Here is a 20,663-nt window from a genome sequence, read left to right on the forward strand (position 1 = left end):
CTCTGCATCATGCACACGGATCGCGGCAGTGAATACACGAGTGACGAATTCCGCACCGAAATAGGCAAGTTGCGCATGAGGCAGTCGATGGGACGCGTCGGCTCTTGTTACGATAACGCCGCCGCGGAAAGCTGGTTCGCCATTCTGAAAGCGGAGATCGGGACGACCGTGTGGGAGACCCGCGAGGCGGCCCGGGCCGACGTTTTCCGCTACATCGAGGTCGAGTACAACCGCAGCCGGCTCCGTCGGCACCCCGACTACGGGTACGTCACCCCGCTCGAAACGAGATCCCTGCTCAGGCAGAACCTCGCCCCGGCAGCGTAAACACCCGCTGTCCAGTTCGCGGGGGGAACTTCAAGGTCTGCGCGACTCGGAAGCTGGTGTGCGACCCAGGGCCGTTGGTCGTATCGGAGCGTCGCGCGAAACGGCACGGAGGCTCGCCGTGCGCTGCGGAACTGGTAGCCCAGACGCGAACCGACACCCGAAGGGAGTGCTTCCGGTCAGGCACGTCCCCGACCTGGCGACCGAGGCCGACCGGTGGCCGCGCTTCGCCGCGCAGGCCGGCGAGCGCGGCTTCGCGGCCGTCCAGGCGCATCCGATGCGGCTGCGGAACGAGGTCGTCGGCGCACTCAACCTCTTCCGCACCAGCCCCGGCCCCTTCGACCCGGTCGACGCACCCGTCGCTCAGGCGTTGGCGGACGTCGCCACCATCAGCCTTCTGCGACAACGCTCCACCGACCGCAGCAGCGTCCTCAACGAACAACTCCAGACCGCGCTGAACAGCCGGGTGCTGATCGAACAGGCCAAGGGAAAACTCGCCGAACGCCTCGACATCGACATCGGCATCGGCATCGGCATCGACAGGGAAACGGTCTTCACAGCGCTGCGCGGCTACGCCCGCGCACACAACCGCCGCCTGTCCGACCTGGCCCGCGCCTTCATCGACGGCACCGAACCCCTCACCGGACTGGTGATCTGACCGATCACGACCGCAGACCCTCGCACACCGCATCGCGCCGTCGAGGCGTCCCGGGGGGCCTGATCACATCGTTCGGGGGAGCAGGCGATTCCGGGGTCCCGGCCTGGCGGGGTGGGCCCCCGGGTTTCGGCGGACCTCAGATACGGCTCAGTATGGACACCAGGTCGGTGGCGACGCTCCGGTCGATGGGCTCGGGGACGGGTTGCACTCCCGAGCTGAGGGACTGATCCGTGGCCGTGGCGAGCGCGGCGAGGCTGCGGGCCTGGAGGGTGAGTCCGAGGTCCATCGCCTGGATCGGGTTGCCCCTGGCCGCCGTGAGGTTGATCATCTTGGTGTCGGCGAGCACGACCAGTTCACGACCGTCGTCGAGGCGGTGGACGGCGCGTTCCTGCCCGCTGGCGCCCGATCGGTGCACGGACCGCGTGCGTTCGGCCAGCGCGTCCGTGTCCAGCTCCCACGGCATGTGTCCGACCCCGGCGATCACCGCGCCGTCCCGCAGGACGTCCAGCTCGGCTGTGCCGATCACTCCCGGGTGGCCGGTGGCCAGGAAGAGCAACTGGGTCCGGGGCAGAAGTTCGCTCAGCTCTCCGACCTGATGGCCCGCCATCACCGCTTCCAGAGCGCGGTATGGGTCGGTGTCCGCCACCGCGACCCGGGCGCCCAGATGGGCGAGTGTGTCGGCGACCCCCCGCCCGCAGGGACCGTAGCCGACGACGGTCGCATGCGCTCCGGGAAGCATGAGGTTGGTGGCGTTCATGAAGCCCTGGACAACGCTCTGCCCGACGCCGAACTCGTTCTCGACCAGCAGCTTGAGCTGGCTGTCGTTGATGACGATGACGGGGAAAGAAGGCGGGGAGCTCCAGGATCGGATGCGCAGGCCGCCGGTGGTGGTCTCCTCGGTGGCCCCGATGAGACCGGGAAGACCCCCCTGGGCCATCACGGCCTCGATCAGGTCCGCGCCGTTGTCGAGGATGAGGTCCGGCCGGGAGTCCAGTACCTGCGCGATGTTCCCGCGGTGCTGGTCGAGGTCGTCGGACCGGTGACCGATGACGGTGACGCCGGCGGCGCGCAGCGCGTCCGCGGTGTCCTCCTGAGTGGTACCGGGGGAACCGGTCAGGGTGACCTGTGCGCCCGCCTGGGCCAGGTAGGACACCAGCACGGCGGTCTTCGGCTCGATGTGCAGACAGATCCCGATACGCCGTCCCTCGAAGGCGGCCGAGTGGGTCTGCATGGTGGCCGCGAGCATCGGCATGTGACGGGCGGCCCACTGGGTGTCGTCGTGGGAGATCGTGCAGCGGACAGGGGCGGGTGTTGTCATGACGGGATTCCTTGACTGACGAGGTCGGTGAGGTGGGCACATCTGTGCCCTGAAGCCGAACCGGTGTGTCAGCCGTAGAACTGGCTGAGGTACGAGTGATCACCGAAGATCCACAGATGGCGGCTCCCGCCAGTCATGATCATCTGGGGGCCTCCTCTCCGGGAACGATCACGGACATACCTGCACAGTTGACGTTATACGCGTAACCCCAGTGCGGCAAGAGACCCTTCGGGTTCGGAAACAGGACCACGGCGCCAGCACCCCGCACCGCGCTCGAAGGTCATCGCCGCAGGCCGGTGAGCGGGCGGCCCGGCGGCAGTCGCGTGGGGACCGGCAGCTCAGGCACCGCCTCCGTCGCGGCGGCCCGCTCGCCGAGCGCGACCAGACGGCAGCGAGGTGCGGGCCCGTCCGTACGAAGACGGCACCGCTGCACGGGGGCTATTCCTCGGCGGTGTTCGGGTCCCGCAGTGCCCGCAGGGCACCGTCGCTGTGCGAGCGGACGATCGGATACCGCCCGTGGAAGTTGATGTGCTCATGCACCAGCGGGGAGAGACGGGAGCGGATCTCCTGGGAGACGGTCAGCCCGCCGGCTTCCAGCTCCTTGACCGCGGCGTCCATGTAGAGGGTGTTCCACCACACCACCGAGTTCATCGCCATACCCAGTGCTCCGAGCTGGTCCTCCATCCCGTCCCTATATCCGTGCCTGAGCTCGCCGAGACGCCCGAAGAAGATCCGGCGCCCGAGCGCGTGGCGGCCTTCGCCGATGTTCAGATGCACACCGATCAAGCGCCGGTATGCCTCGGAGTCGATCTCCTCAACGTCCTCGAAGACGTCATCGAACAGGCCAAACAGGCCGTGCACGACGTTGCCGGAACCGGCTCTTCGCCCGAAGACACCGGCACGACACTCACCGCGATGCTCTGGACCGGATCGCAACTGGGCCTCGTCCACATCGGCGACTCCCGCGTCTACCTTCTGCGCGACGGAGAACTGTGCCAGATCACGCACGACCACACCGTTGTCCAGTCGATGGTCGACGAAGGACGGCTCACCCCGGAAGAAGCCGCTTCCCACCCCCAGCGGTCGCTGCTGGTCCGGGCTTTGGGCCAAGGAGCCGACACGACCACTGACATGCGCCTGCACGACGCCCAGCGGGGGGATCGATATCTGCTCTGCTCCGACGGTCTGTCGACCGTCGTGCCGACCGAAGACATCCACCGAGCGCTCTCCGAGATCAGCGAACCCGAGCAAGCCGTCCGCGAACTCATCACCCTCGCCAACGGCTCCGGCGGCCCGGACAACGTCAGTTGCGTAGTCGCCGACGTCATGGAGCTCCAGCGGTAGGAGCGAGCGGCATGCCGGGCCGACAGCACGTCTTCGCCCCCGAACAACAACTTGACCTGCCCCGGACCCCCGATGTCCGCCGCACCCAAGACCGCTGCCGGCGACTGCGACGACGTTACGGCCCGCCCCTCATCGCCCGCTGCTACGACGCCGCCGGCAAGCTCCGGAGCGGTCCGGCCCACCGCCACTACCCGCTCGTCCACCGCACCGAACTCCCGGCGGCCCTCTGGCCGATCACGGCCGGCTACCCCGAACACATCACGCCGATCAGCCTGTTCGCCTCGGCCCATTGGTGGCAGTCGATCCTCAGTGACGACCTCCCCGTCGCCCCGCAAAACCCTCGCCGAATTCCACCCCCGCCCCCCGATGCAAGCACCCCTACCAGGCACGGGCCGCACACCGCTCAGCACCACCATCGAGACCACTGCCAAACAGATCGAAGCCCTCCTGCACCCCCAACCAGCCTCTGCCGACCGGCTGTTGTTGAATCAGCTCGGGGATCCGGCGAGAGCGCGCATGCATGATGGGCGAATGAGTAATCGCGAGGGACTGCCGGCGGCAGTGGACACGGAGGCGCTGCTCGCGCTGGCGCAGGGCCACCATGAGCGCACCGTACGGGCCGCAGGTACTCGAGAGGCCGGCGGCCACCTGGTGAAGGCCTACTCCCTTCAGGCGCCAGGCCGCACCGTGACGGAACAGGACATCGCCGCCGCCCTGCGGATCACCGCGGCGCACCTGGAACTCGGGCGCGTCCGCGGGTCGCTCGGGCTCGCTGTCCTGATCGTGCACGCCGGCGGCGACGGCGACTACGTCCTGGTCCAGAGCTGGATCGAGGGGCACATGTCCGACCTGGCCGTCTTCACCGGACCGGCCGGACACGCCGACCAGCTCCGCCCGGGCCGCACCGGCCTTGCCCCCTGCGTCTGGGAAGGCGCGATCCTGGCCCACGAACGCGACGCGTTCTCACGGCATGTCCTGGACGGCAGCGGCCCGATCACGAACCGCCTGACCGCCTGGGGTGCCGACACCCTGACGGGAACCGTCCGGTGAACAGCACCCCGAACGTGCGGCACGCCCGCCCCGACGATCTGCCGCGGATCGCCGAACTGGTCGCCGAGCACGCCGCCTACGAACAGGCCTCGCCGCCCGCCCCCGACCTCGCGCACCGGCTCGAAGCCCTGCTCTTCGCCACCCCGACACCACGGCTGCGCTGCCTGGTGGCGGAGCTGCCCGACGGGGAGGTCGTCGGCTACGCCACCTGCGCGCCCGAAGTCTCCACCTGGGAGGGCCGCGAATTCCTCCACATGGACTGCCTCTTCCTGAATTCCGACAGCCGGGGCTCCGGTCTCGGCGCACTGCTCATGAATGCCGTGACGGCCGAGGCACGCAACCTCGGCCTCACCGAGATCCAATGGCAGACCCCCGTCTGGAACAAAGGAGCCATCCGCTTCTACGACCGCCTCGGCGCGAACGCCAAGGAGAAAATCCGCTACAGCCTCACAGTTCCAAGCCACGAGTGAACATCGCCTTCTCACAGGGTCGTACGACGCCCGGAGTCATGTCGAAATGACCATGCACGATGACCAAGTGGGCGTGACCACCGAAATCGTTGCGGCCTTGATCCAAGAACAGTTCCCTCAGTGGAGCGGTAAAGCGATCCGACTCCTACCGTCGACCGGGACGGTCAACGCCATCTTCCGCATCGGGAACGACCTCTCGGCGCGTTTCCCCCTGCGGCTGGCCGATGCCGCCGAGGCGCTGGCGGTTCTGGAACAGGAAGCCCGGGCGAGCGCGGAGCTGGCGCAGGTGTCTCGGTTCCCCACCCCGGAACCCGTCGCTTTGGGCATGCCTGGAGCGGGTTACCCCATGCCGTGGTCGGTCCAGACATGGGTGTCGGGAACGGTCGCCTTTGATGCCGACCCGAGTGGCTCGGACGCTTTTGCCGAGGACCTTGCGGCCTTCATCGCAGCCCTGCGGGACGCCGAGACGCGCGGGCGGCTTTTCAGCGGCGAAGGTCGTGGCGGCGTTCTCGCGCACCACGACGATTGGATGGCGAAGTGCTTCGAAGAAAGCAACGGACTGCTCGATGTGCCCCGGCTGCGCGAGATATGGAGCCATTTCCGGGAGTTGCCACGCACCGGTGCCGACGTGATGAGCCATGGTGACCTGATTCCCGGCAATGTGCTGGTCGCGGGAGACCGGCTCAGCGGCGTACTCGACACCGGCGGCTTCGGACCGGCCGACCCGGCGCTGGATCTGGTCAGCGCCTGGCACCTGTTGCAGCCAGGCCCGCGGGAAGTGCTCCGGCGGAGACTGGACTGCGACGATCCGGAATGGGAGCGCGGGAAAGCGTGGGCGTTCCAACAGGCTATGGGTGTTGTCTGGTACTACATCGAGAGCAATCCGACGATGAGCAGAATGGGGCGCCGGACACTCGACCGCATTCTGGAGTCGATGGAGTGATGTCGGGCTGGACCTGGTCGAAGAGGGTGAGGGCTTCGGTGGGGTCCGGGCTTACGAGGCGTTCCAGGCCGGCGGTCGTGATCTTCGCCCACTTGCCGGCCCGTGCCCACATCTGTTCTTCGAAGGCTCGGACGGCCTCGTCCAGGTCTCCAGGGCCGAGGCCAGGGCCGGAAGCGGTACCGGTGGCGGTGGCGGTGGCGGTCGCTATGGACTCGGCGAGTTCGGCGCCGTCCAGCATCGCGAGGTTCGCGCCCGCCCCCAACGGGGGCATCAGATGGGCGGCGTCGCCCAGGAGCGTCACCCCGGGGACGTGGGTCCAGGTGTGGGACACGGGCAGGGCGTGGAGGGGGCGGTGGACGAAAGCGGTGCCGTGGCGGAGGAGGTCGAGGACGGGAGCGGCCCAGCCGTCGAACAGGGCCAGCAGGCTCGATCGCGCCGCCTCGACGTCGGCCAGGTCCCGGTCCAGGCCCTGGTGCGTGTGCCAGTCCAGCGGTGCGCGGAACTGGGCGTACACCTTGGCGTGGCCGCCGCTGTTGCGCTGAGCGACGAGAGCCCGGTTCACGCCGTACACGGCCACGGAACCGTCGCCGATCAGCCGGGCGAGGTCGGGGTGGCGGGTGTCGACGTCGTCGAGGGAGGTCTCGACCGAGGTGACGCCGGTGTAGTGCGGCGTCGCCGACGAGAGCGCCGGGCGGATCCGGGACCAGGCGCCGTCCGCGCCGACCACGAGGTCGAAGGTCTCCTGCCGCCCGTCCGCGAAACGGACCAGGACACCGTCCCGATCGTCCTGTTCCTTCCCCGGCACCACCTGCGTCACGGCCCGGCCCCACTGGACGTCGAGTGGGCCGAGCAGCAGGTCGCGGAGTTGCCGGCGGTCGATCTCGGGATTGGCCCGGTCGTCCGGTCCCGGTGACCAGTCGCGCAGGACGGTCCCGTCCGTGTCCAGGATGCGCATGGCCTGCCCCTCGGGGCGGGACAGCGCCCGGAACTCCGCGAGCAGCCCCGCCTTGTCCAGCGCGAGCTGGCCGAGCCCTTCATGCAGGTCAAGCGTGCCGCCCGGGGGGCGGGCGTCGGGGGCGGGATCGCGTTCTAAGACGGCGACGGGGTGGCCATGGCGGTGCAGGACGCGGGCGAACGTGAGGCCGGCAGGGCCGCTCCCGACCACTGCGATGCGATGTCTCATGCCGATACACTGTATTGCGCTAATACAGCGCATCGCAACAGTACGATGTGACCATGACTGTGTGGGACCGGCCGGAGCCGCCGACTCCTCCCGTGCCGCTCGACCGGGAGCGGATCGTCGCCGCCGCCGTCGCGCTGGCCGACGAGGGCGGGCTGGAGGCGGTGTCGTTGCGCAAGGTCGCCGCCCGGCTGAACGCCGGCCCGATGCGGCTGTACGGCTACATCTCCACCAAGGAGGAGCTGTTCGACCTCATGGTGGACGAGGTCCACGCCGAGATTCTCCCCCCGGAGCAGCCCGGTGACTGGCGGGAGGCGCTGCGCGTCCTCGCCCACCGCACCAGGCAGGCCGCTCTCCGCCACGAATGGCTGGCCGACCTGCTCGGCGGCCGCCCGACCCTGGGCCCGCACGGCCTCGCCGTGACCGAGGCCAAACTGGCCGCCCTCGACGGCCTCGCCGACATCGACACCGTCATGCGCGCCGTGGAGACGGTCAGCGCCTACTCCACCGGCGCGATCCGGCGCGAGATCGCGAACCTGCGCGCCGAACGCGCCACCGGCCTGTCCAAGCTCGACTGGCAGCGCGCCTCGGGCCCGCACGTGACGAGAATGCTGGCCACGGGCCGCTTCCCGGCCCTGGCCAAGGCCGTGCACGACGGCACGGACGTGGACGCCGAGACATCCTTCACCACCGGCCTGGACTGGATCCTCGACGCCGTCGCCACCAGACTCACCCGCCCACCGGCGTGACGCTCGACTCCGGCCGAATGTGAGCGAGGTCGAGTTCTGCCCCCTCGCCCACTCCCTGACGCGAGGCCCCATCGCGGCTCTAGCGACGGGGCCCATGATCGTATGGCTCAACGGAACCCATGGCGCGGGCAAGACGACGACCAGTGTGTTCGTGCAGCAATTGGTGCCGGATTCACCGGTGTTCGACGCCGAGAAGGTCGGCGAGACGCTCATGTTCGACCAGCTCGGCGCCTGGGACCCGGACGAGTAGGACCGGACGACGCGCAGGGCGCTGCCGGCTCACGCGAAGTCGTATGCGGCCCAGTCCGTGACCGGGCGGTATCCGAGGCGCTGGTAGAGGGCGTTGCTGGTGGGGTTGGCGGCGTTCGTGAACAGCGCGACCTCTGTGGCGCCTGCGGCCAGGGCGGCGCGGCTCACCTCGACCGTCACGGCGCCCGCGTAGCCGTGACCGCGCAGGTCGGACGGGGTGTAGACGGGGTCCACCTGGAGGATTTGGCCCGCGACCATCGGGTTCAGGCCCGCCATGGAGACGGGCGTGCCGTCCGGGGTCTCCCAGAAGGTGTAGCGCTTGTCCGCGAAGCGTGTGCCGGCCCACGAGTCGGCGTCGATGGAGACGTCTTCGCCGACGTCCGCAGCGAACTCCCGGCACCAGCGCATGAGTTGCTCACGGTCCCGCTCACCCACGCGCCGGCCCCGGCCCGCCGGGAACGGCTCCGGCGGGGTGAGCGTACCGAGGCGGTACAGGCGCAGCCGGACGCGGAGGGTCGCCGTCGCGCCCGTGTGCCGCCGCCAGGCTTCGGCGAAGGCGGCCGCGGTGCCGTGGTCCGCGCTGACGTAGGGAAGGGAGTGCCCGAGGGCGGCCAGGCGAGCGGCGAGGGCGTCCGCCTCCTCGGAGGTGAGGGGGGTGAGGCCCAGTCCGCGGGACGGGATGCGGTAGCAGGTCGCACGGACCTCACCCGCGCGCTCCAGCCCGCCGAGGAGAGGAGCTCCGGTGCCGTACGCGGCCGCCCCGCGTCCGCAGCCTCTCGGTCACTGTCAGCGACACGAGGTGCCGGACGGGCCGTGAGCACAGGAACTCCCCGGCTCGGGCGAGAAAGCCGTCGACGTCTTCCGTGAGGTGCCAGTCATCCGGGCGCATCCTTCATGATCCCCAAGGCGTCGTGGTCAGCGGGCGCTCTCCGAGGAAACCACCGTGGCAGAAGGTGTCTCGGTGGTGGTGCGCAAGTTGCGTACCTGGGGGGCGAGGAGGGCTGCTGTGGTGGACAGGACGATCAGGGTCGCGCAGGCGGCCAGGGTCGGGGCGGTGCCTGCGGTGGTGGCGAGGGGGCCGGCGATGAGCAGGCCCAGTGGGGCGAAGGCGAGGGAGCCGAACCAGTCGTAGGAGCTGACTCGGGACAGGACGCGTTCCGGGATCTCGCGTTGGATGGTGGTGGCCCACAGCACGCCGAAGACGTCGCTGGCGATCCCGGCGCCGAACATGGCCGCGGCGATCAGCCAGACCGGGGCTCGGGCGCTGAGCAGGGCGATCGGTACGGCGGCCGGAAACGTGCACAGTACGGCCACCAGCAGGGGGCGTTTCACGCGTACCCGGGTGGCGAGTCCCGCGCCGGCGATGGTGCCCACGGCCTGTGCGGCCACGACGACCGACCACGCCCGTGCCCCGCCGAGGTGCTGTTCGGCGGTCAGGGGGCCGAGCACCCCGAGGTTGGCGTTGAGCGCGGCGACGACGACCGAGTACTGGGCGACGACGACCCACAGCCACTGCCGGGAGGCGAACTCCTGCCACCCCTCTCTCAGGTCGACCCAGCCCGACGCCCGCTTGCGCGGTCGCGCGGCCAGTCGCAGCCGGGCGGTCAGCGCCGCGCTGACGACGAAGGACGCCGCGTTGAGCGCGAGCGCCCAGCCCGCGCCCACCAGCGCGACGGTCACCCCGGACAACGCCAGGCCCAGCAGCAGCGAGCTGTTGGTGCCCATCCGCAGCAGTCCGTTGGCCTGCTGGAGGCGGTCCGCGGGCACGACCAGCGGTACGAGGCCGTCCATCGCCGGGGCGAACAGCGCCGTCGCCGTTCCGGCCGCCATCGCGAGCAGGCACATCGCCGGCAGCGGGGCGTGACCGGTGAGCACCATGGTGGCGAGCCCCGCGTACGCCCCCGCGCCCAGTACGTCGGCCAGGACCATCAGTCGCGACCGTGACATACGGTCCGCGATCACCCCGCCCACCAGGATGAACACCAACTGCGGCAACGCCTGGCAGGCCACCACCAGCGACAGCCGGCCCGCACTGGCCCCCGGCAGCGCAAGCACCGCGAACGCCAGCGCCACCCGCGCGAACCCGTTGCCCAGCACGGAAACGACCCGCGCGCAGGCGAGCAGGACGAACTGCCGGTCACTCCACAGCGACGCCCCGCCCACCGAAGAAACCGTCACAGCCCGGCACCCTACGACGCCCCGGCCCACCGCATCGACGGGTTTTCCGGTTTCCAGACCTACCCCCCTCGCCGCCCGCCGATCCACTCCTCCACGACCACGAAGTCCGCGTCCGTGAGGCCTCGGGCGGGGTCAACGCGGTGCAGGAGCGCGGCGCCGGGGTGATGCGCGGCCGTCCAGACGCGGTCGGCGTCGGTGATCTCGTCGTCGAGCCAGACGAACGGACGACCGGCGGCCCGGGCGACAAGCACCCGCGTCTTCCAGTGCACGCCGCCGCCCCCCGGTGCCGGTACCGCTTCGTCATCCTCGTCCTCCGGCCACCGCACCACCGGCAGCGTGGGCAGGCCGAGTCGTGGCGTCAGGACGGTGTTCGCGTCGTCCAGCCAGGTCGTCGCCCACTCCAACTCGCAGCGCAGGGACAGCAGTCGGGGGCCGAGGGACGGGTCCAGGCGGGACAGCAGCGGGTGTTCGGGGGACGGTTCCCCGTACTCCGGGTGGGGAGCCTGGCCCCCGAACGGGATCAGCGTTCCGTCGACATCGAGATAGAGCAGCATCACCGTCCAGGATGCCCGGTCACATCGCGGCGCGGCACGGCCCGTCTCGTCACGTCCATGGCAGGTCCCGTTCGTGTATCACCTCCAGGCGGGACACCGCGCGGGTCAGGACGACGTACAGGCGGTTCAGGCCGCGTTGTTCCGATTCTGCGATGGCTGCCGGTTCTACGGCGATCACGTGGTCGTACTCGAGGCCCTTGACGAGGGTCGCGGGGACGGTCGTCACGCGGGCGGTGGGGTCGTCCGGGCCGGAGGTGGGGATGCCGGCCGTCGTGAGGGCCGTGCGGACGGCGTCGAGTTGGGTGTCGGCGGCGATGACGCCGACCGAGCCCTCGTGGGTGAGTGCGTCGCGGACGGCGGCGACGACCGCGGCGTGCAGGTCGCAGCCGTCGGCGGTCCGCCGGACGCGTAGTTCGCCGTCCCGGCGCAGGGAGTGGGCGGGTGGTACGTCGGCGTCGAGGCGGTCGAGGAGGCGGGAGGCGAGGGTGAGGACGGCGGCCGGGACGCGGAAGCCGAGGGTCAGGGGGACGATCGTCGCGTCCGGTTTGCCCAGGTGGGCGAGTTGGACCGGCCAGGAGGTCGCCGCCCAGGGGGTGGTGCCCTGGGCCAGGTCGCCGAGGACCGTGAGGGAGCCGAACGGGATCCGGCGGGCGACGGCCCGGCACTCCATCGGGGAGAGGTCCTGGGCCTCGTCGACGACGACATGACCGTAGCCCTGCGGACGGTCGAGGAGGCCGGCGAGCTCGTCGAGGAGGACGAGGTCGGCGGCCGACCAGCGCGCCGACCTCGGTGAGCGCGGCGGACGCGGCCAGAGCAGGGACTGTTGTTCGGCGGGGGAGAGGATGTCGTTCGCCGCCTCCGTCAACTCCTCCTTGTTTGTTAGGAGTTGGGACAGCAATTCCTCCGGGCGAGTCTTCGGCCATACCGCCTCTACGCACTCGCTGACGGCCCGCGCCCGTTCGACCCGGCGGGTCCAGGAGGGCGGGCGGGTGCCGCTTCGGCGTTCGGCACGCTCCTGGAGGCGGCGGACGATCCGGCTGCGTACCCGCTCGCGCCCGGTGTCGTACGGCAGGTCCTCGGCGAGCACCCCGGCGACGATCTCCGTCAGTTCGCGGCCCGCGATCCGCCAGCGGTAGGAGCCGTCCGGGAGGGAGAGGTCCTCGGCGCGGTCGGCCGTCACCCGGCCGTACACCGCGCGGCGCAGCACCTCCGCCATCCGGGCGTCGTGTTTGACGGCGGCGGTGTGGTCGGGGTCCACGGCGGTCACCGGGTGGCGGGCGATCTCGTCGTGGAGCGTCGACTGCCGTACGCCGGTCTCGCCGAGGGAGGGGAGGACCTCCGCGATGTACGTGAGGAAGGCGCGGTTGGGGCCGAGGATCAGCAGGCCGCCGCGCTGGATGCGGCGCGGGTGGGTGTAGAGGAGGTAGGCGGCCCGGTGCAGGCCCACGGCGGTCTTGCCGGTGCCGGGCGCGCCCTGCACGCACACCGACGCGGCGAGGTCTCCTCGTACGAGGTCGTCCTGCTCGGGTCGGATGGTCGCGGCGATGTCGCGCATGGGGCCGACGCGGGGGCGTTCGATCTCCCGGGCGACGATGCCGTCCGGCCGCCCGACCTCGCCGTCCCGGACGTCGAACCGCCCGCCAGCGCCGAGGTGTTCGTCCTCCAGGCCGGTGAGGTCGGTGGAGTCGCCCCGGCTGGCGGGGGCCCAGCCGAACCGGCGCCGGACGGCCACGCCCTGCGGGTCGCGGGCGCTCGCCTGGTAGAAGGCGCGGGAGACGGGGGCCCGCCAGTCGACGACGAGGGGCGGGGCGGCCGGGTGCTCGCTGATGCGGAGGCGGCCGATGTGGTGGGCGAGACCCGCGTGCTCGTCGCCCGTGCCGTGCGCGAAGTCCAGCCGGCCGAAGAACAGCGGGCCCTCGGGCAGCTCGTGCAGGGCCTTGGCGTGACTGCGCAGCCGGTAGCCGAGGACTTCCGCGTCGGCGCCGGACGCGGAGACGTCCTCGCCGGTGACCACCTGGAGGTCGGCGCCCTCGACCATCGCGGCGAGGGCGGCACGGCAGGTGTCGTGGTGGGCGCGTTCCTGGTGGAGGGCGGTGTCGAGGTCGGGTGCCGTCATGCAAGCAACAGTAACGAATAATATTACCGAGTTACATCTTTTACCGAGTGTCGACAATATCCATCGCCATCGGGCGGTTCGGTGATCAGGTCAGGCGTGGCAGTCCCGCTCCCAGCACCGCGAACGCCCGTTCCGCCGCCTCTACCGCCTCGCCCCGTACGTCCTCCAGCCGCTCCCCCGCCGCGATCCGCCGCCAGTTCTCCTCGGCGAGGATCCGCCGGACGGCGATGATCTGGCCGGCCGCCAGCCGCGCATCGAGGGCATCGGGCAGGCCCTCCCCGACGCCGTCCCCCATAGAGGCGACGAGCGCTTCCGCCAGGGCCGCTTCCGAGCGTTCCAGGTAGCCGTACAGGCGGGCTACCAGGGACGGGGTGCCGTAGAGGAGGTCGTAGAAGGCGCGGACGTTCGGGTGGTCGTTGAGGCCGGTGACCGGGTCGTCGGCGGCCAGTCCGTCGAGGAAGTGGCGGCGCAGGGCGGGCAGCGGCGCCACCCCCTCGGCACGCGCCGCGACGACGATCCGCGCCGCCTCCTGCTCGTGATCGGCGATCCGGTGCAGGACCAGGTCCTCCTTGGTCGGGAAGTACCGGAAGAGGGTCGGCTTGGAGATCTCGGCCGCGGCGGCGACCTCGGCGACGGACACCGCGTCGAAGCCGCGCTCCATGAAGAGCCGGACGGCGACGTCCGACACGGCCTGGTACATCCGCTGCCTCTTGCGCTCACGCAGCCCGAGCCCGGTCTCACTCATGAAGCGAGCCTACGGCGGCGGATTCCCCCTCCGGACCCATCCGCCCCCCCCTCCGGCCCCATCCGTCCCGCCTACCCCAGCGCCCGCGCCAGATAAGGGTTCGCCGTTCTCGACACCGGGAGGCCCAGGCAGGCCGTGGCCGCCGCGAGGGTGCCGGCGTAGGAGTCGACGGCTCGGCGGACGTTGGGGGCGTCCAGGCTCGCGCGGGTCGCCAGGCGGTCGAGGTCGATGTACGCGGAGCGGACGATCTCGATCCAGCGGTAGACGGACCAGTCCCTGCCCCAGTCCTTCGTGTACCGCTTCGGCAGCGTCTCCTCCCAGCGCCGGAACATCCGGGTCCGGATCTCCGGCCGGGTCGGTGTCAGGTGCATGTGCCGGACCAGGTCGTAGAGCGGGTCGCCGACGAGGGCCATCTCCCAGTCGATGATGGTCAGGGCCAGCTCGTCGGTGCGGCGGACCAGGTTCCACGGGTTGAGGTCGCCGTGCAGCAGGGCCGGCGCCCGGCGGCTGACCCGGTGCCGGGACAGGATCTCCCGCAGCCGCCGCTCGTCGGGCAGGCCGAGCGTGCGGGCCAGTTGGAGGGACTCCTTCGGCAAGTTTCGTACCAGGCCGACGAGTTGTTCCTTCAGCCAGTCGTTGAAGTCGATGCCCCCGGCCTGCGGGTCGATCAACCGGTGGTCCACGCCGGTGAGTTCGCACAGTTGGTCAACGAGCGCGTCCGCCTCGTGCGGGAGCAGGCCGTTCACCGGATGGCTGGGCGGCTGGTCGATGCGGGTGCCGACGTACGTGTGGATGCTGAAGGCGTCGTCCGGATAACTCTCGCCCAGCGCCAGCACCTGCGGCGCCGCCACCCGCACGCCCGAGGCCTGGATCGCGCGCAGGACGACGTGCTCGCTCAGATAGGAGGGCTCCCGGCGCAGGACGTTGGCCAGTTTGCGGCGTACGACGACGGGGGTTCCGACGCCCGGGACCTGGACCACCGAGTTGAGGTGGCCGGTGCCCTTGAACACCCGGTGCGCGGGGGCGGCGCCCTCGGCGAGCAGGGCGTCACGGACCGCGGACGCGGGGAAGGCGGCCTGTTCGGCAAAGCGCGGGTCGGGACGCCAGTCGCAGGCCTTCGCGATCCAGTGGCGACCGCTGACGTCCCCGTCGCCGCGCGAGGCCAGCCACCGGAACAGCGCGCGCTCGATCTCGTCCTCCGCCGGAACGTTTCTCAGCCGCAGCGGCCCCGCCGCCGTCTCCAGCGCCCGGCGCACCTCCGAGGTGGCCTCGTCCAGGCTTCGCTGGGTGAAGGACCCCTGCAACGACCGTGCGGCGCGCATGACATCGGGGTAGACGGACTGGGCGCGTTCGAAGTCGAGGTAGTGGCGCAGGTCCCTGGCCAGCCCCTTGACCGCGCCGGGCTGAAGTTCGCCCATGGCGTCGGCCCACGCGTCGATCACCTCCGACCACTGGTGCTGCGGGTAGCGCATGCGCACCAGATGGGTGGCGAGGTCGTGCAAGGGGTCGCCGTAGGTGGCCAGTTCCCAGTCCACGCAGACGAGGGGCGGGGCCGCGTCGTAGGACACGATCAGGTTGTCGCGGTGCAGGTCCGCGTGGAGCAGGCTGTAGGGGCGGCGGGACATCGACGGCACCCGCTCGGACAGCCGGACCATGGCGTCGTCGGAGATGCCCAGCGCCTTGAACAGGCCACCGAACTCAGCCCAGTTGGGCGTCCGGATCTGTTCGTCGGCGAGCCGTACCAGGGTCTTGAGGAAGGCCTGGCTGTCGCTGTGGTTGGCGGGCCAGCAGCTCGGCAGGGGCGGCAGCGCCGCCCGCCGCACCTGCGTCATCCGGGCCAGCAGCTCGACCAGCGCCTGCATGAGCAGCGTGTCGACGGGCTTGCCGTTTCCGCAGACCGTGGAGAGCGGGACGCCTTCCACATAGTTGTGGATGGCGTACCCCGGGCGCTTGACCAGGCACTCGGGGGCGTGGGACAGCGCGCTGCGCACGGCGCGCAGGATCGCCGCCTCGTCCTGCCAGGTTCTGATCACCACCGGCAGCGCGTCGGCGCGCGGGATGCGCACCGTCACCGGCGTGCCGGCCTCGCGCCCCAGCAGCCGGGCCAACTGCGGGGTCAGCGGCAGCACATGGTTGCGGTTGTGGTGACCGCTGGTCTCCTTCGTCGCCTCCGCCGCCCGCACGAAGGCCGGCAGCGCGCTGGACACGGCGGCGGCGGACGCGGCAGCAGCGGCTCGTTCCCCCACGACACGTCGGGGTACAAGGGGGTCGACGACCACTGGCCGCTCCGGATACTCGCGCTGACGGGTGGGGCAAAGGGACCTGCGCCGCACGACCGGAGCGAGGATCAGGTGAGCACAACGGGTGGTCTGCCACTCTGCCGCGTCAGGCCGCCGAGACGATGGTCAAGAAGACGTTCGAAACGGTTGTCTAAACGGTTGTCGAGACGGTGATCGAAACGGTTGTTTCTCGCCGTCTCAAACGTGGGGACGGGAGCGGTTGCTCGCGCGATTGGGGAATGCTAGCGCAACGAATGGCCACTATTCGGCCAGTCGATCCCACACCGAGTCGAACCACGACTGCCAGGTCTCGATGAACACGGAGCCCGGTGAGTCCGGGTCGTCGTCCTTCACATGGTGGGTGAGCGTGGCGCCGACGCCCAGCACGTCGTGGGCGATGACGACCTCGCCGGATTCCAGTTCGATGGGCCGCTCGATCACCTCGTAGGGACCGAGCAGCGCCTCCGTGCCGTTGATGACGTACAGCTTGAGGAGGGGGGCCAGGGGCGCGCGCCGGATCCGGACGTCGACGGACGGCACGATCTCCTCGACCTCCAGGCCCTTGAACACCTCGAGCAGCGACTTGGTGTGCCGGGTGGTGATCTCGTTCAGCCGGGCGCGCAGCCGCTGGTCGTCCTTGTCGTCCTTGACCCTCGGGTAGGGCAGGTACACGTCGGGCGCGGGCAGGAGCATCCGCAGGCCGATGTGCCGGGGGGCGATGTCGCCGCGCCGGATCCGCTCGGCCTGGAGCCGGATGTGGGCGTCCAGGGACTCGGAGGTCAGCGTGTAGACGTCCAGGGTGACGTCCGGCTGTTCGAAGGCCTCGCTGAGCAGCGGCCCGAGCGTCGACCCCTGCCGCTGCCGGGTGGCCTTCGGCGTGTACGACCGGATGCGCTGCGTCTTGACCACCGTGTCGCCGACGACCCGGGAGCCGCTGCCCTGCCGGGTCTCGATCCAGCCCTCGTTGGCCAGCTCCCGCAGCACGCGCTGAACGGTGTCGCGGGAGACCCCGAACTCGTCGACGAGCTGGCGCTGCGGCGGCAGGAAGGAGTTCAGCGGATACGTCCCGTCGGCCATCCGGGCGCGCAGCGCGTCGGCGACCCGGTGGAACTCCCTGCCGCCTCCGTCACCACTGCCGCTGCTGCCGCTCTGCTGCGCTCCCACAGGGCGACCGTACCGCCATCCGTCCACCGGCAAACCATTGTCGGTCAAGTCTCGGACAACTCGGCCAGATTAAGGATCAACCAGTCCGGGGAAATCCACTTCAAGTCAACCAGTCCAATTGGACCGACAGTTGACCGCTTCACGGAGACTTCACAGAGACTTGGCAGAGATCAGGCGAGATTCGCGGATATCTCAGAGACTGGCATGGAGGTGGCAGACCGTGCTCCTGTTATCGGCTCTTCTGGAACTCGTCGCGTACTGCGCGGGCTTGACCGTGCAGGCGAAGCTCGGCGCGCTGGGCGTGATGCTCATGTTCACGCTGGCGGTGGCCGTCCGGGCCCGGCACAAACTGCTCACCACGCTGGTGGGCATCATCCTGGTGGTGCTGATGCTCAGGCCGGGTGCCTGACCGTCTCCAGCACCGTCTCCAGCGAGTTGACCACCAGGGTGGCGCCCGCGCCCCGCAACCGCCGCTCCTTGTCCGCGTTGCGCGCGTAGCCGAGGAACGGGACGCCGGCCGCGTCGGCAGCCGCGAAGTCGGACGGGGTGTCGCCGATCATCAGGGCGTCCTCCGGCGCCGAGCCCAGGGCGCGCAGCGCGAGGTGCAGACAGCGCGGGTGCGGCTTGAGCAGCCCGAGATCCTGGGTGCGGCCGTAGATGTGCGGGGCGAAGCAGTCGGTGAGGCCGCGTCCGGCGAGGTAACTGGTCACCACCCGGGGCGAGTTGTTGGTCGTGATCGCCAGCCGTGGGCCGGTCGCCCTCCAGGTGCGGATCAGCGGGTCGGCGTACGCCGTGGGCATCGCCGAGGCCACGGCGCGCAGTTCTTCCTGGGTGAGGCGTTCCTCCAGCTCGGCCACCAGGTCGCTGCCGGGCCGCGCGCGGTCCACCGCGCGCACCACGACGTGCGGGTCCAGCGAGCGCCGCTCGGCCTCGGTCAGCAGCCGGTGCAGGCCCCGCCCCTCCAGCCAGCCCATCAGGTCCTGGGCCACGCGCCGCGCCGAATGCCCCGCGAACAAGCGGCACATCGGCCCGTCGAAGTCCCACAGGACGACCCGCGCCCGCGTGATCGCCTTCCGCCGGTCCGCAGCCTCGTCTCCCCTACTGCTTTCCATGCCGGTGTCTGTGTCTGTGCCTGTTCCCGTGCCGGTGTCTGTGTCGCTGTCGGGTGCCACCTGTTCAGTCTGCGTCGTATGAGAGGTCATTAGGAGAGTGTCAGGTCCGTCGTGATGGTTTCCCAGAGGGCGTCGAACCACTTCTGGGATTCCTCGACGAACGCCGCGTCGCGCTGGCCTGCCGACTTCTCGAAGGAGAAGAGGAGCGACTCGGTGCCGAGCACGTCGTACATGTCGAGTCGCCCGGCGTCGGTGTGCTCCTCCCGCCGCATGACCATGTAGTACGCCATCAGCGCCTCCTGCCCGTTGAGGAGGTACAGCTTCACCGGCGGGGTGAACGGCAGCGCGCGGAAGGTGATGTTGACGTCGATGCCGTGCGTGCGCAGGGTCTGGAGGTTGTGCCGCAGGACGTGCCCCTGGGCGTTGCGCATGGACAGCCAGCGCTCGTGCACCGCGTCGTCGTCGCCACGGCCCTCGACCGGGACCGGGAAGGCGAGGCTGATGTCCCGGGACGGCAGCAGGATGCGGACGTCGATCCGCTCGGGGCGGATCCGGCCGCCGTGGATCAGCCGCAGCGGCTCGGCCAGGGCCGGGATGAGGCTCTCGGCGGTGAGACAGGCCGCGTCGACGCGGACGTGCCGGGCGGAGAACGCCTCGGTGATCCGGGGGGCCAGGCCGACCATCGTGGGCTGCGGCTCGTCGCGGCCCGGGTCCGGCGGCTGCGCGATCCGGGGCGGGCTGCCCTTGCTCACGTTGGTGAGCAGACCGTCGTCCTGGAGGGCCCGCAGCGCCTGGCGTACGGCGCCCCGCTCGACGCCGAACTCGTCGGCCAGCTCGGCCTGGGTGGGCAGCCGGTCACCGGCCCTGAGATCCCCGCCGTGGATGCGTTCGCGCAGGACGGCGGCGATCTGGTCGGGCGAGAGCCTTCTGTTGCCGTTCACTGCCACGTTCTCCTGGGTCACGACCAAACGCTACAACTTCCATCCATCTGACGGGAGTTGTTTGGAAGTTGTTTAGCAGTTGCTGCCAAGTGGGGACAACATAGTTGTAGTTGGTTGCCAACTTAAGCGAGTTGGCGGAAGTTTTGCCTCCCACTCCCGGAAGGGGGGAACCACCATGCCCGTCCTCGTCCTCCTCTGCGCAGCCTTCGTCGTCGGCGTCGAGCAGACCATCCAGTGGAAGTACGGCACCGCCGGCGCCGTCGGTCTGCTCCTGCTCAGCGTCGGCATCAAGGCCAAGAGCCCCGTGATCAGCTCCGCCGGCGCCGTGATCCTGGCCCTCCTCGCCACCGGGCCCGCCGTCAGCTCGTGAGCACCAGTTCCGAACTGATCGTCTCCCACAGCGCGTCGAACCACAGCCGGGACTGCCGTACGAAGGTGGTGTCGCGTGGTCCGGCGCCCTGTTCGAAGGCGAACAGCACCGACCGCGAGCCCTCGGCGTCGTACATCTCCAGGTGCTCCTGGTCGATCGTCTGCGCGCCGCGCTGCACCGTGTAGTAGGCGAACAGCGCTTCCGTGCCGTTGAGCAGGTACAGCTTGACGGGCGGGGTGAAGGGCAGCGCGCGGAACGTGATGTGCACGTCGATGCCGTGCGTGGCGCGCAGGGTGAGCAGGTTGTGCCGCAGCACCTGGCCCTGGGCGTTGCGATGGGCCAGCCAGTGGCGTTGCAGCCGCCCGGTCTCCGAGACGTCCACCGGCGCCGGGAAGGCGAGGTCGATGTTCCGGGACGGCAGCAGGACCCGCACGTCGATCTTGGCCGGATTCAGTTGCCCGGCGTGGATCTGGCGCAGGGGTTCGCTGATCGCGGCCGTCAGCGAGACCGCCGTCAGACACAGCGCGTCGACCTCGACGTGCTCGGCGCCGAACGCCTCGGTGATCCGGGGCGGAAGGCCGACCATCGAGGGCTGCGGCACCGCCCCGGGACCGATCGGGGGGCCGGCCGCACCGGGCCGCGCGGCGACCGTCGCCGGGCTGCCCTTCGAGACGTTGGTGAGGAGCTGCTCGGACTGCAGAATCCGCAGCGCCTGGCGTACGGCACCCCGCTCGACGCCGAACTCGTCCGCCAGCTTGGCCTGGGTGGGCATGCGCTGACCCGGCCGCAGCACCCCGGTTCTGATCCGGGCGCGCAGCTCGTCGGCCACCTCGCGGTGTGACCGCTGCGGCCGCTCCGCCCCCCTCCGCGCAGTGACGGAGGCATTTTCCGGGTCCACGTCCGCACAGTACAACTTCCCGCC

The 20,663-nt window shown here is 70.3% G+C and carries 20 protein-coding genes and 3 pseudogenes; 10 read left to right on the top strand and 13 right to left on the bottom strand.

The features are described 5' to 3' along the window. Positions 1-324, top strand: a 324-nt coding sequence (locus BMZ82_RS27970; RefSeq protein ID WP_143098924.1) for an integrase core domain-containing protein, incomplete at its 5' end; no start/stop codon positions are given. A 166-nt stretch (positions 325-490) separates the two neighbouring features. Beyond that, positions 491-979 carry a GAF and ANTAR domain-containing protein gene (locus BMZ82_RS39775; RefSeq protein WP_256252144.1) on the top strand — a complete coding sequence of 163 codons (489 nt, stop codon included), beginning with the start codon at positions 491-493 and terminating at the stop codon, positions 977-979. 136 nt (positions 980-1,115) lie between these two features. Here BMZ82_RS39775 and BMZ82_RS27980 read toward each other — a convergent pair whose 3' ends face one another. Together BMZ82_RS27980 and BMZ82_RS27985 are read right to left on the bottom strand one after the other, a co-directional pair. Beyond that, on the bottom strand, positions 1,116-2,297 hold the full coding sequence (locus BMZ82_RS27980) for an adenosylhomocysteinase (RefSeq protein WP_093780174.1): 1,182 nt from the start codon (positions 2,295-2,297) through the stop codon (positions 1,116-1,118). Positions 2,298-2,735: 438 nt separating this feature from the next. Continuing rightward, positions 2,736-3,158, bottom strand: a complete 423-nt coding sequence (locus BMZ82_RS27985) for a Tn3 family transposase (RefSeq protein ID WP_093780175.1) — start codon at positions 3,156-3,158, stop codon at positions 2,736-2,738. Between BMZ82_RS27985 and BMZ82_RS27990 the strand changes: the two are divergent. The 4 genes and pseudogenes from BMZ82_RS27990 to BMZ82_RS28005 form a co-directional block, all read left to right on the top strand. Beyond that, positions 3,108-3,641: pseudogene (locus tag BMZ82_RS27990) on the top strand (PP2C family serine/threonine-protein phosphatase); the annotation flags it as partial. The gene BMZ82_RS27985 and the pseudogene BMZ82_RS27990 sit on opposite strands and share 51 nt — an antisense overlap. Before the next feature lie 531 nt (positions 3,642-4,172). Then, a complete protein-coding gene (locus BMZ82_RS27995; RefSeq protein WP_093780176.1) occupies positions 4,173-4,691 on the top strand; it encodes a hypothetical protein in 519 nt (172 codons plus the stop codon). Beyond that, complete coding sequence (locus BMZ82_RS28000) at positions 4,688-5,161, top strand: GNAT family N-acetyltransferase (protein WP_093780177.1); 474 nt, start codon at positions 4,688-4,690, stop codon at positions 5,159-5,161. Before BMZ82_RS27995 ends, BMZ82_RS28000 begins: the two co-directional genes overlap by 4 nt. A 46-nt stretch (positions 5,162-5,207) precedes the next feature. After that, on the top strand, positions 5,208-6,104 hold the full coding sequence (locus tag BMZ82_RS28005; RefSeq protein WP_093780178.1) for an aminoglycoside phosphotransferase family protein: 897 nt from the start codon (positions 5,208-5,210) through the stop codon (positions 6,102-6,104). On the opposite strand, the gene BMZ82_RS28010 is transcribed toward BMZ82_RS28005, so the two are convergent. After that, entirely contained in the window at positions 6,010-7,287 is a 1,278-nt protein-coding gene (locus BMZ82_RS28010; RefSeq protein ID WP_256252145.1) for an FAD-dependent oxidoreductase, read from the bottom strand. The two genes, BMZ82_RS28005 and BMZ82_RS28010, sit on opposite strands and share 95 nt — an antisense overlap. Positions 7,288-7,340: 53 nt before the next feature. On the opposite strand from BMZ82_RS28010, the gene BMZ82_RS28015 reads away from it, so the two are divergent. Then, the gene (locus BMZ82_RS28015; RefSeq protein WP_093780179.1) at positions 7,341-8,033 is read left to right on the top strand and encodes a TetR/AcrR family transcriptional regulator; all 693 of its coding nucleotides are present in this window, start codon (positions 7,341-7,343) and stop codon (positions 8,031-8,033) included. A 94-nt stretch (positions 8,034-8,127) separates the two neighbouring features. Beyond that, a pseudogene (locus BMZ82_RS28020) lies at positions 8,128-8,247 on the top strand (ATP-binding protein); the annotation flags it as partial. A gap of 65 nt (positions 8,248-8,312) precedes the next feature. Here BMZ82_RS28020 and BMZ82_RS28025 read toward each other — a convergent pair. From BMZ82_RS28025 to BMZ82_RS28055, 7 genes and pseudogenes are all read right to left on the bottom strand, one after another. Then, positions 8,313-9,171, bottom strand: a pseudogene (locus tag BMZ82_RS28025) (GNAT family N-acetyltransferase). A gap of 26 nt (positions 9,172-9,197) precedes the next feature. Then, positions 9,198-10,460, bottom strand: a complete 1,263-nt coding sequence (locus BMZ82_RS28030; protein WP_256252146.1) for an MFS transporter — start codon at positions 10,458-10,460, stop codon at positions 9,198-9,200. A gap of 59 nt (positions 10,461-10,519) precedes the next feature. Then, positions 10,520-11,014 (bottom strand): HAD domain-containing protein, encoded by a 495-nt coding sequence (locus BMZ82_RS28035; protein WP_093780181.1) that lies wholly within the window; start codon positions 11,012-11,014, stop codon positions 10,520-10,522. A 49-nt stretch (positions 11,015-11,063) separates the two neighbouring features. Further along, positions 11,064-13,130 (bottom strand): HelD family protein, encoded by a 2,067-nt coding sequence (locus BMZ82_RS28040; protein WP_093780182.1) that lies wholly within the window; start codon positions 13,128-13,130, stop codon positions 11,064-11,066. Between the two features lie 85 nt (positions 13,131-13,215). Further along, on the bottom strand, positions 13,216-13,875 hold the full coding sequence (locus BMZ82_RS28045; protein ID WP_093780183.1) for a TetR/AcrR family transcriptional regulator: 660 nt from the start codon (positions 13,873-13,875) through the stop codon (positions 13,216-13,218). 71 nt (positions 13,876-13,946) lie between these two features. Further along, positions 13,947-16,082: a phosphotransferase family protein gene (locus BMZ82_RS28050; RefSeq protein ID WP_093780184.1), complete on the bottom strand. Its 2,136-nt coding sequence runs from the start codon at positions 16,080-16,082 to the stop codon at positions 13,947-13,949. 333 nt (positions 16,083-16,415) lie between these two features. Further along, positions 16,416-17,318 carry a winged helix-turn-helix domain-containing protein gene (locus BMZ82_RS28055; protein WP_256252147.1) on the bottom strand — a complete coding sequence of 301 codons (903 nt, stop codon included), beginning with the start codon at positions 17,316-17,318 and terminating at the stop codon, positions 16,416-16,418. Positions 17,319-17,538: 220 nt separating this feature from the next. Here BMZ82_RS28055 and BMZ82_RS28060 point away from each other — a divergent pair, with 220 nt between their 5' ends. Continuing rightward, positions 17,539-17,727, top strand: coding sequence for a hypothetical protein (locus BMZ82_RS28060; protein ID WP_093780185.1), 189 nt, complete (start codon positions 17,539-17,541; stop codon positions 17,725-17,727). Here the strand turns inward: BMZ82_RS28060 and BMZ82_RS28065 are convergent. After that, complete coding sequence (locus BMZ82_RS28065; protein ID WP_371271315.1) at positions 17,711-18,571, bottom strand: HAD family hydrolase; 861 nt, start codon at positions 18,569-18,571, stop codon at positions 17,711-17,713. The two genes, BMZ82_RS28060 and BMZ82_RS28065, sit on opposite strands and share 17 nt — an antisense overlap. Continuing rightward, entirely contained in the window at positions 18,520-19,398 is an 879-nt protein-coding gene (locus BMZ82_RS28070) for a GntR family transcriptional regulator (protein WP_093780187.1), read from the bottom strand. The genes BMZ82_RS28065 and BMZ82_RS28070 overlap by 52 nt, the downstream gene beginning before the upstream one ends. 148 nt (positions 19,399-19,546) lie before the next feature. Here BMZ82_RS28070 and BMZ82_RS28075 point away from each other — a divergent pair, with 148 nt between their 5' ends. Further along, a complete protein-coding gene (locus BMZ82_RS28075) occupies positions 19,547-19,741 on the top strand; it encodes a hypothetical protein (RefSeq protein ID WP_093780188.1) in 195 nt (64 codons plus the stop codon). Here BMZ82_RS28075 and BMZ82_RS28080 read toward each other — a convergent pair. Continuing rightward, positions 19,731-20,639: a winged helix-turn-helix domain-containing protein gene (locus tag BMZ82_RS28080; RefSeq protein ID WP_093780189.1), complete on the bottom strand. Its 909-nt coding sequence runs from the start codon at positions 20,637-20,639 to the stop codon at positions 19,731-19,733. The two genes, BMZ82_RS28075 and BMZ82_RS28080, sit on opposite strands and share 11 nt — an antisense overlap. Positions 20,640-20,663 lie beyond the last annotated feature (24 nt).

The sequence above is a fragment of the Streptomyces sp. yr375 genome, assembly GCF_900110755.1.
In the GTDB taxonomy this organism is placed as follows: domain Bacteria; phylum Actinomycetota; class Actinomycetes; order Streptomycetales; family Streptomycetaceae; genus Streptomyces.

Bases quoted from the DNA above. Each gene is read 5' to 3' on its own strand.
- BMZ82_RS28045 (WP_093780183.1), bottom strand. From the start codon at position 13,875: ATGAGTGAGACCGGGCTCGGGCTGCGTGAGCGCAAGAGGCAGCGGATG.
- BMZ82_RS27995 (WP_093780176.1), top strand. From the start codon at position 4,173: ATGAGTAATCGCGAGGGACTGCCGGCGGCAGTGGACACGGAGGCGCTG.
- BMZ82_RS27980 (WP_093780174.1), bottom strand. From the start codon at position 2,297: ATGACAACACCCGCCCCTGTCCGCTGCACGATCTCCCACGACGACACC.
- BMZ82_RS28035 (WP_093780181.1), bottom strand. From the start codon at position 11,014: ATGCTGCTCTATCTCGATGTCGACGGAACGCTGATCCCGTTCGGGGGC.
- BMZ82_RS28075 (WP_093780188.1), top strand. From the start codon at position 19,547: ATGCCCGTCCTCGTCCTCCTCTGCGCAGCCTTCGTCGTCGGCGTCGAG.
- BMZ82_RS28015 (WP_093780179.1), top strand. From the start codon at position 7,341: ATGACTGTGTGGGACCGGCCGGAGCCGCCGACTCCTCCCGTGCCGCTC.
- BMZ82_RS28005 (WP_093780178.1), top strand. From the start codon at position 5,208: ATGACCATGCACGATGACCAAGTGGGCGTGACCACCGAAATCGTTGCG.
- BMZ82_RS28040 (WP_093780182.1), bottom strand. From the start codon at position 13,130: ATGACGGCACCCGACCTCGACACCGCCCTCCACCAGGAACGCGCCCAC.
- BMZ82_RS28010 (WP_256252145.1), bottom strand. From the start codon at position 7,287: ATGAGACATCGCATCGCAGTGGTCGGGAGCGGCCCTGCCGGCCTCACG.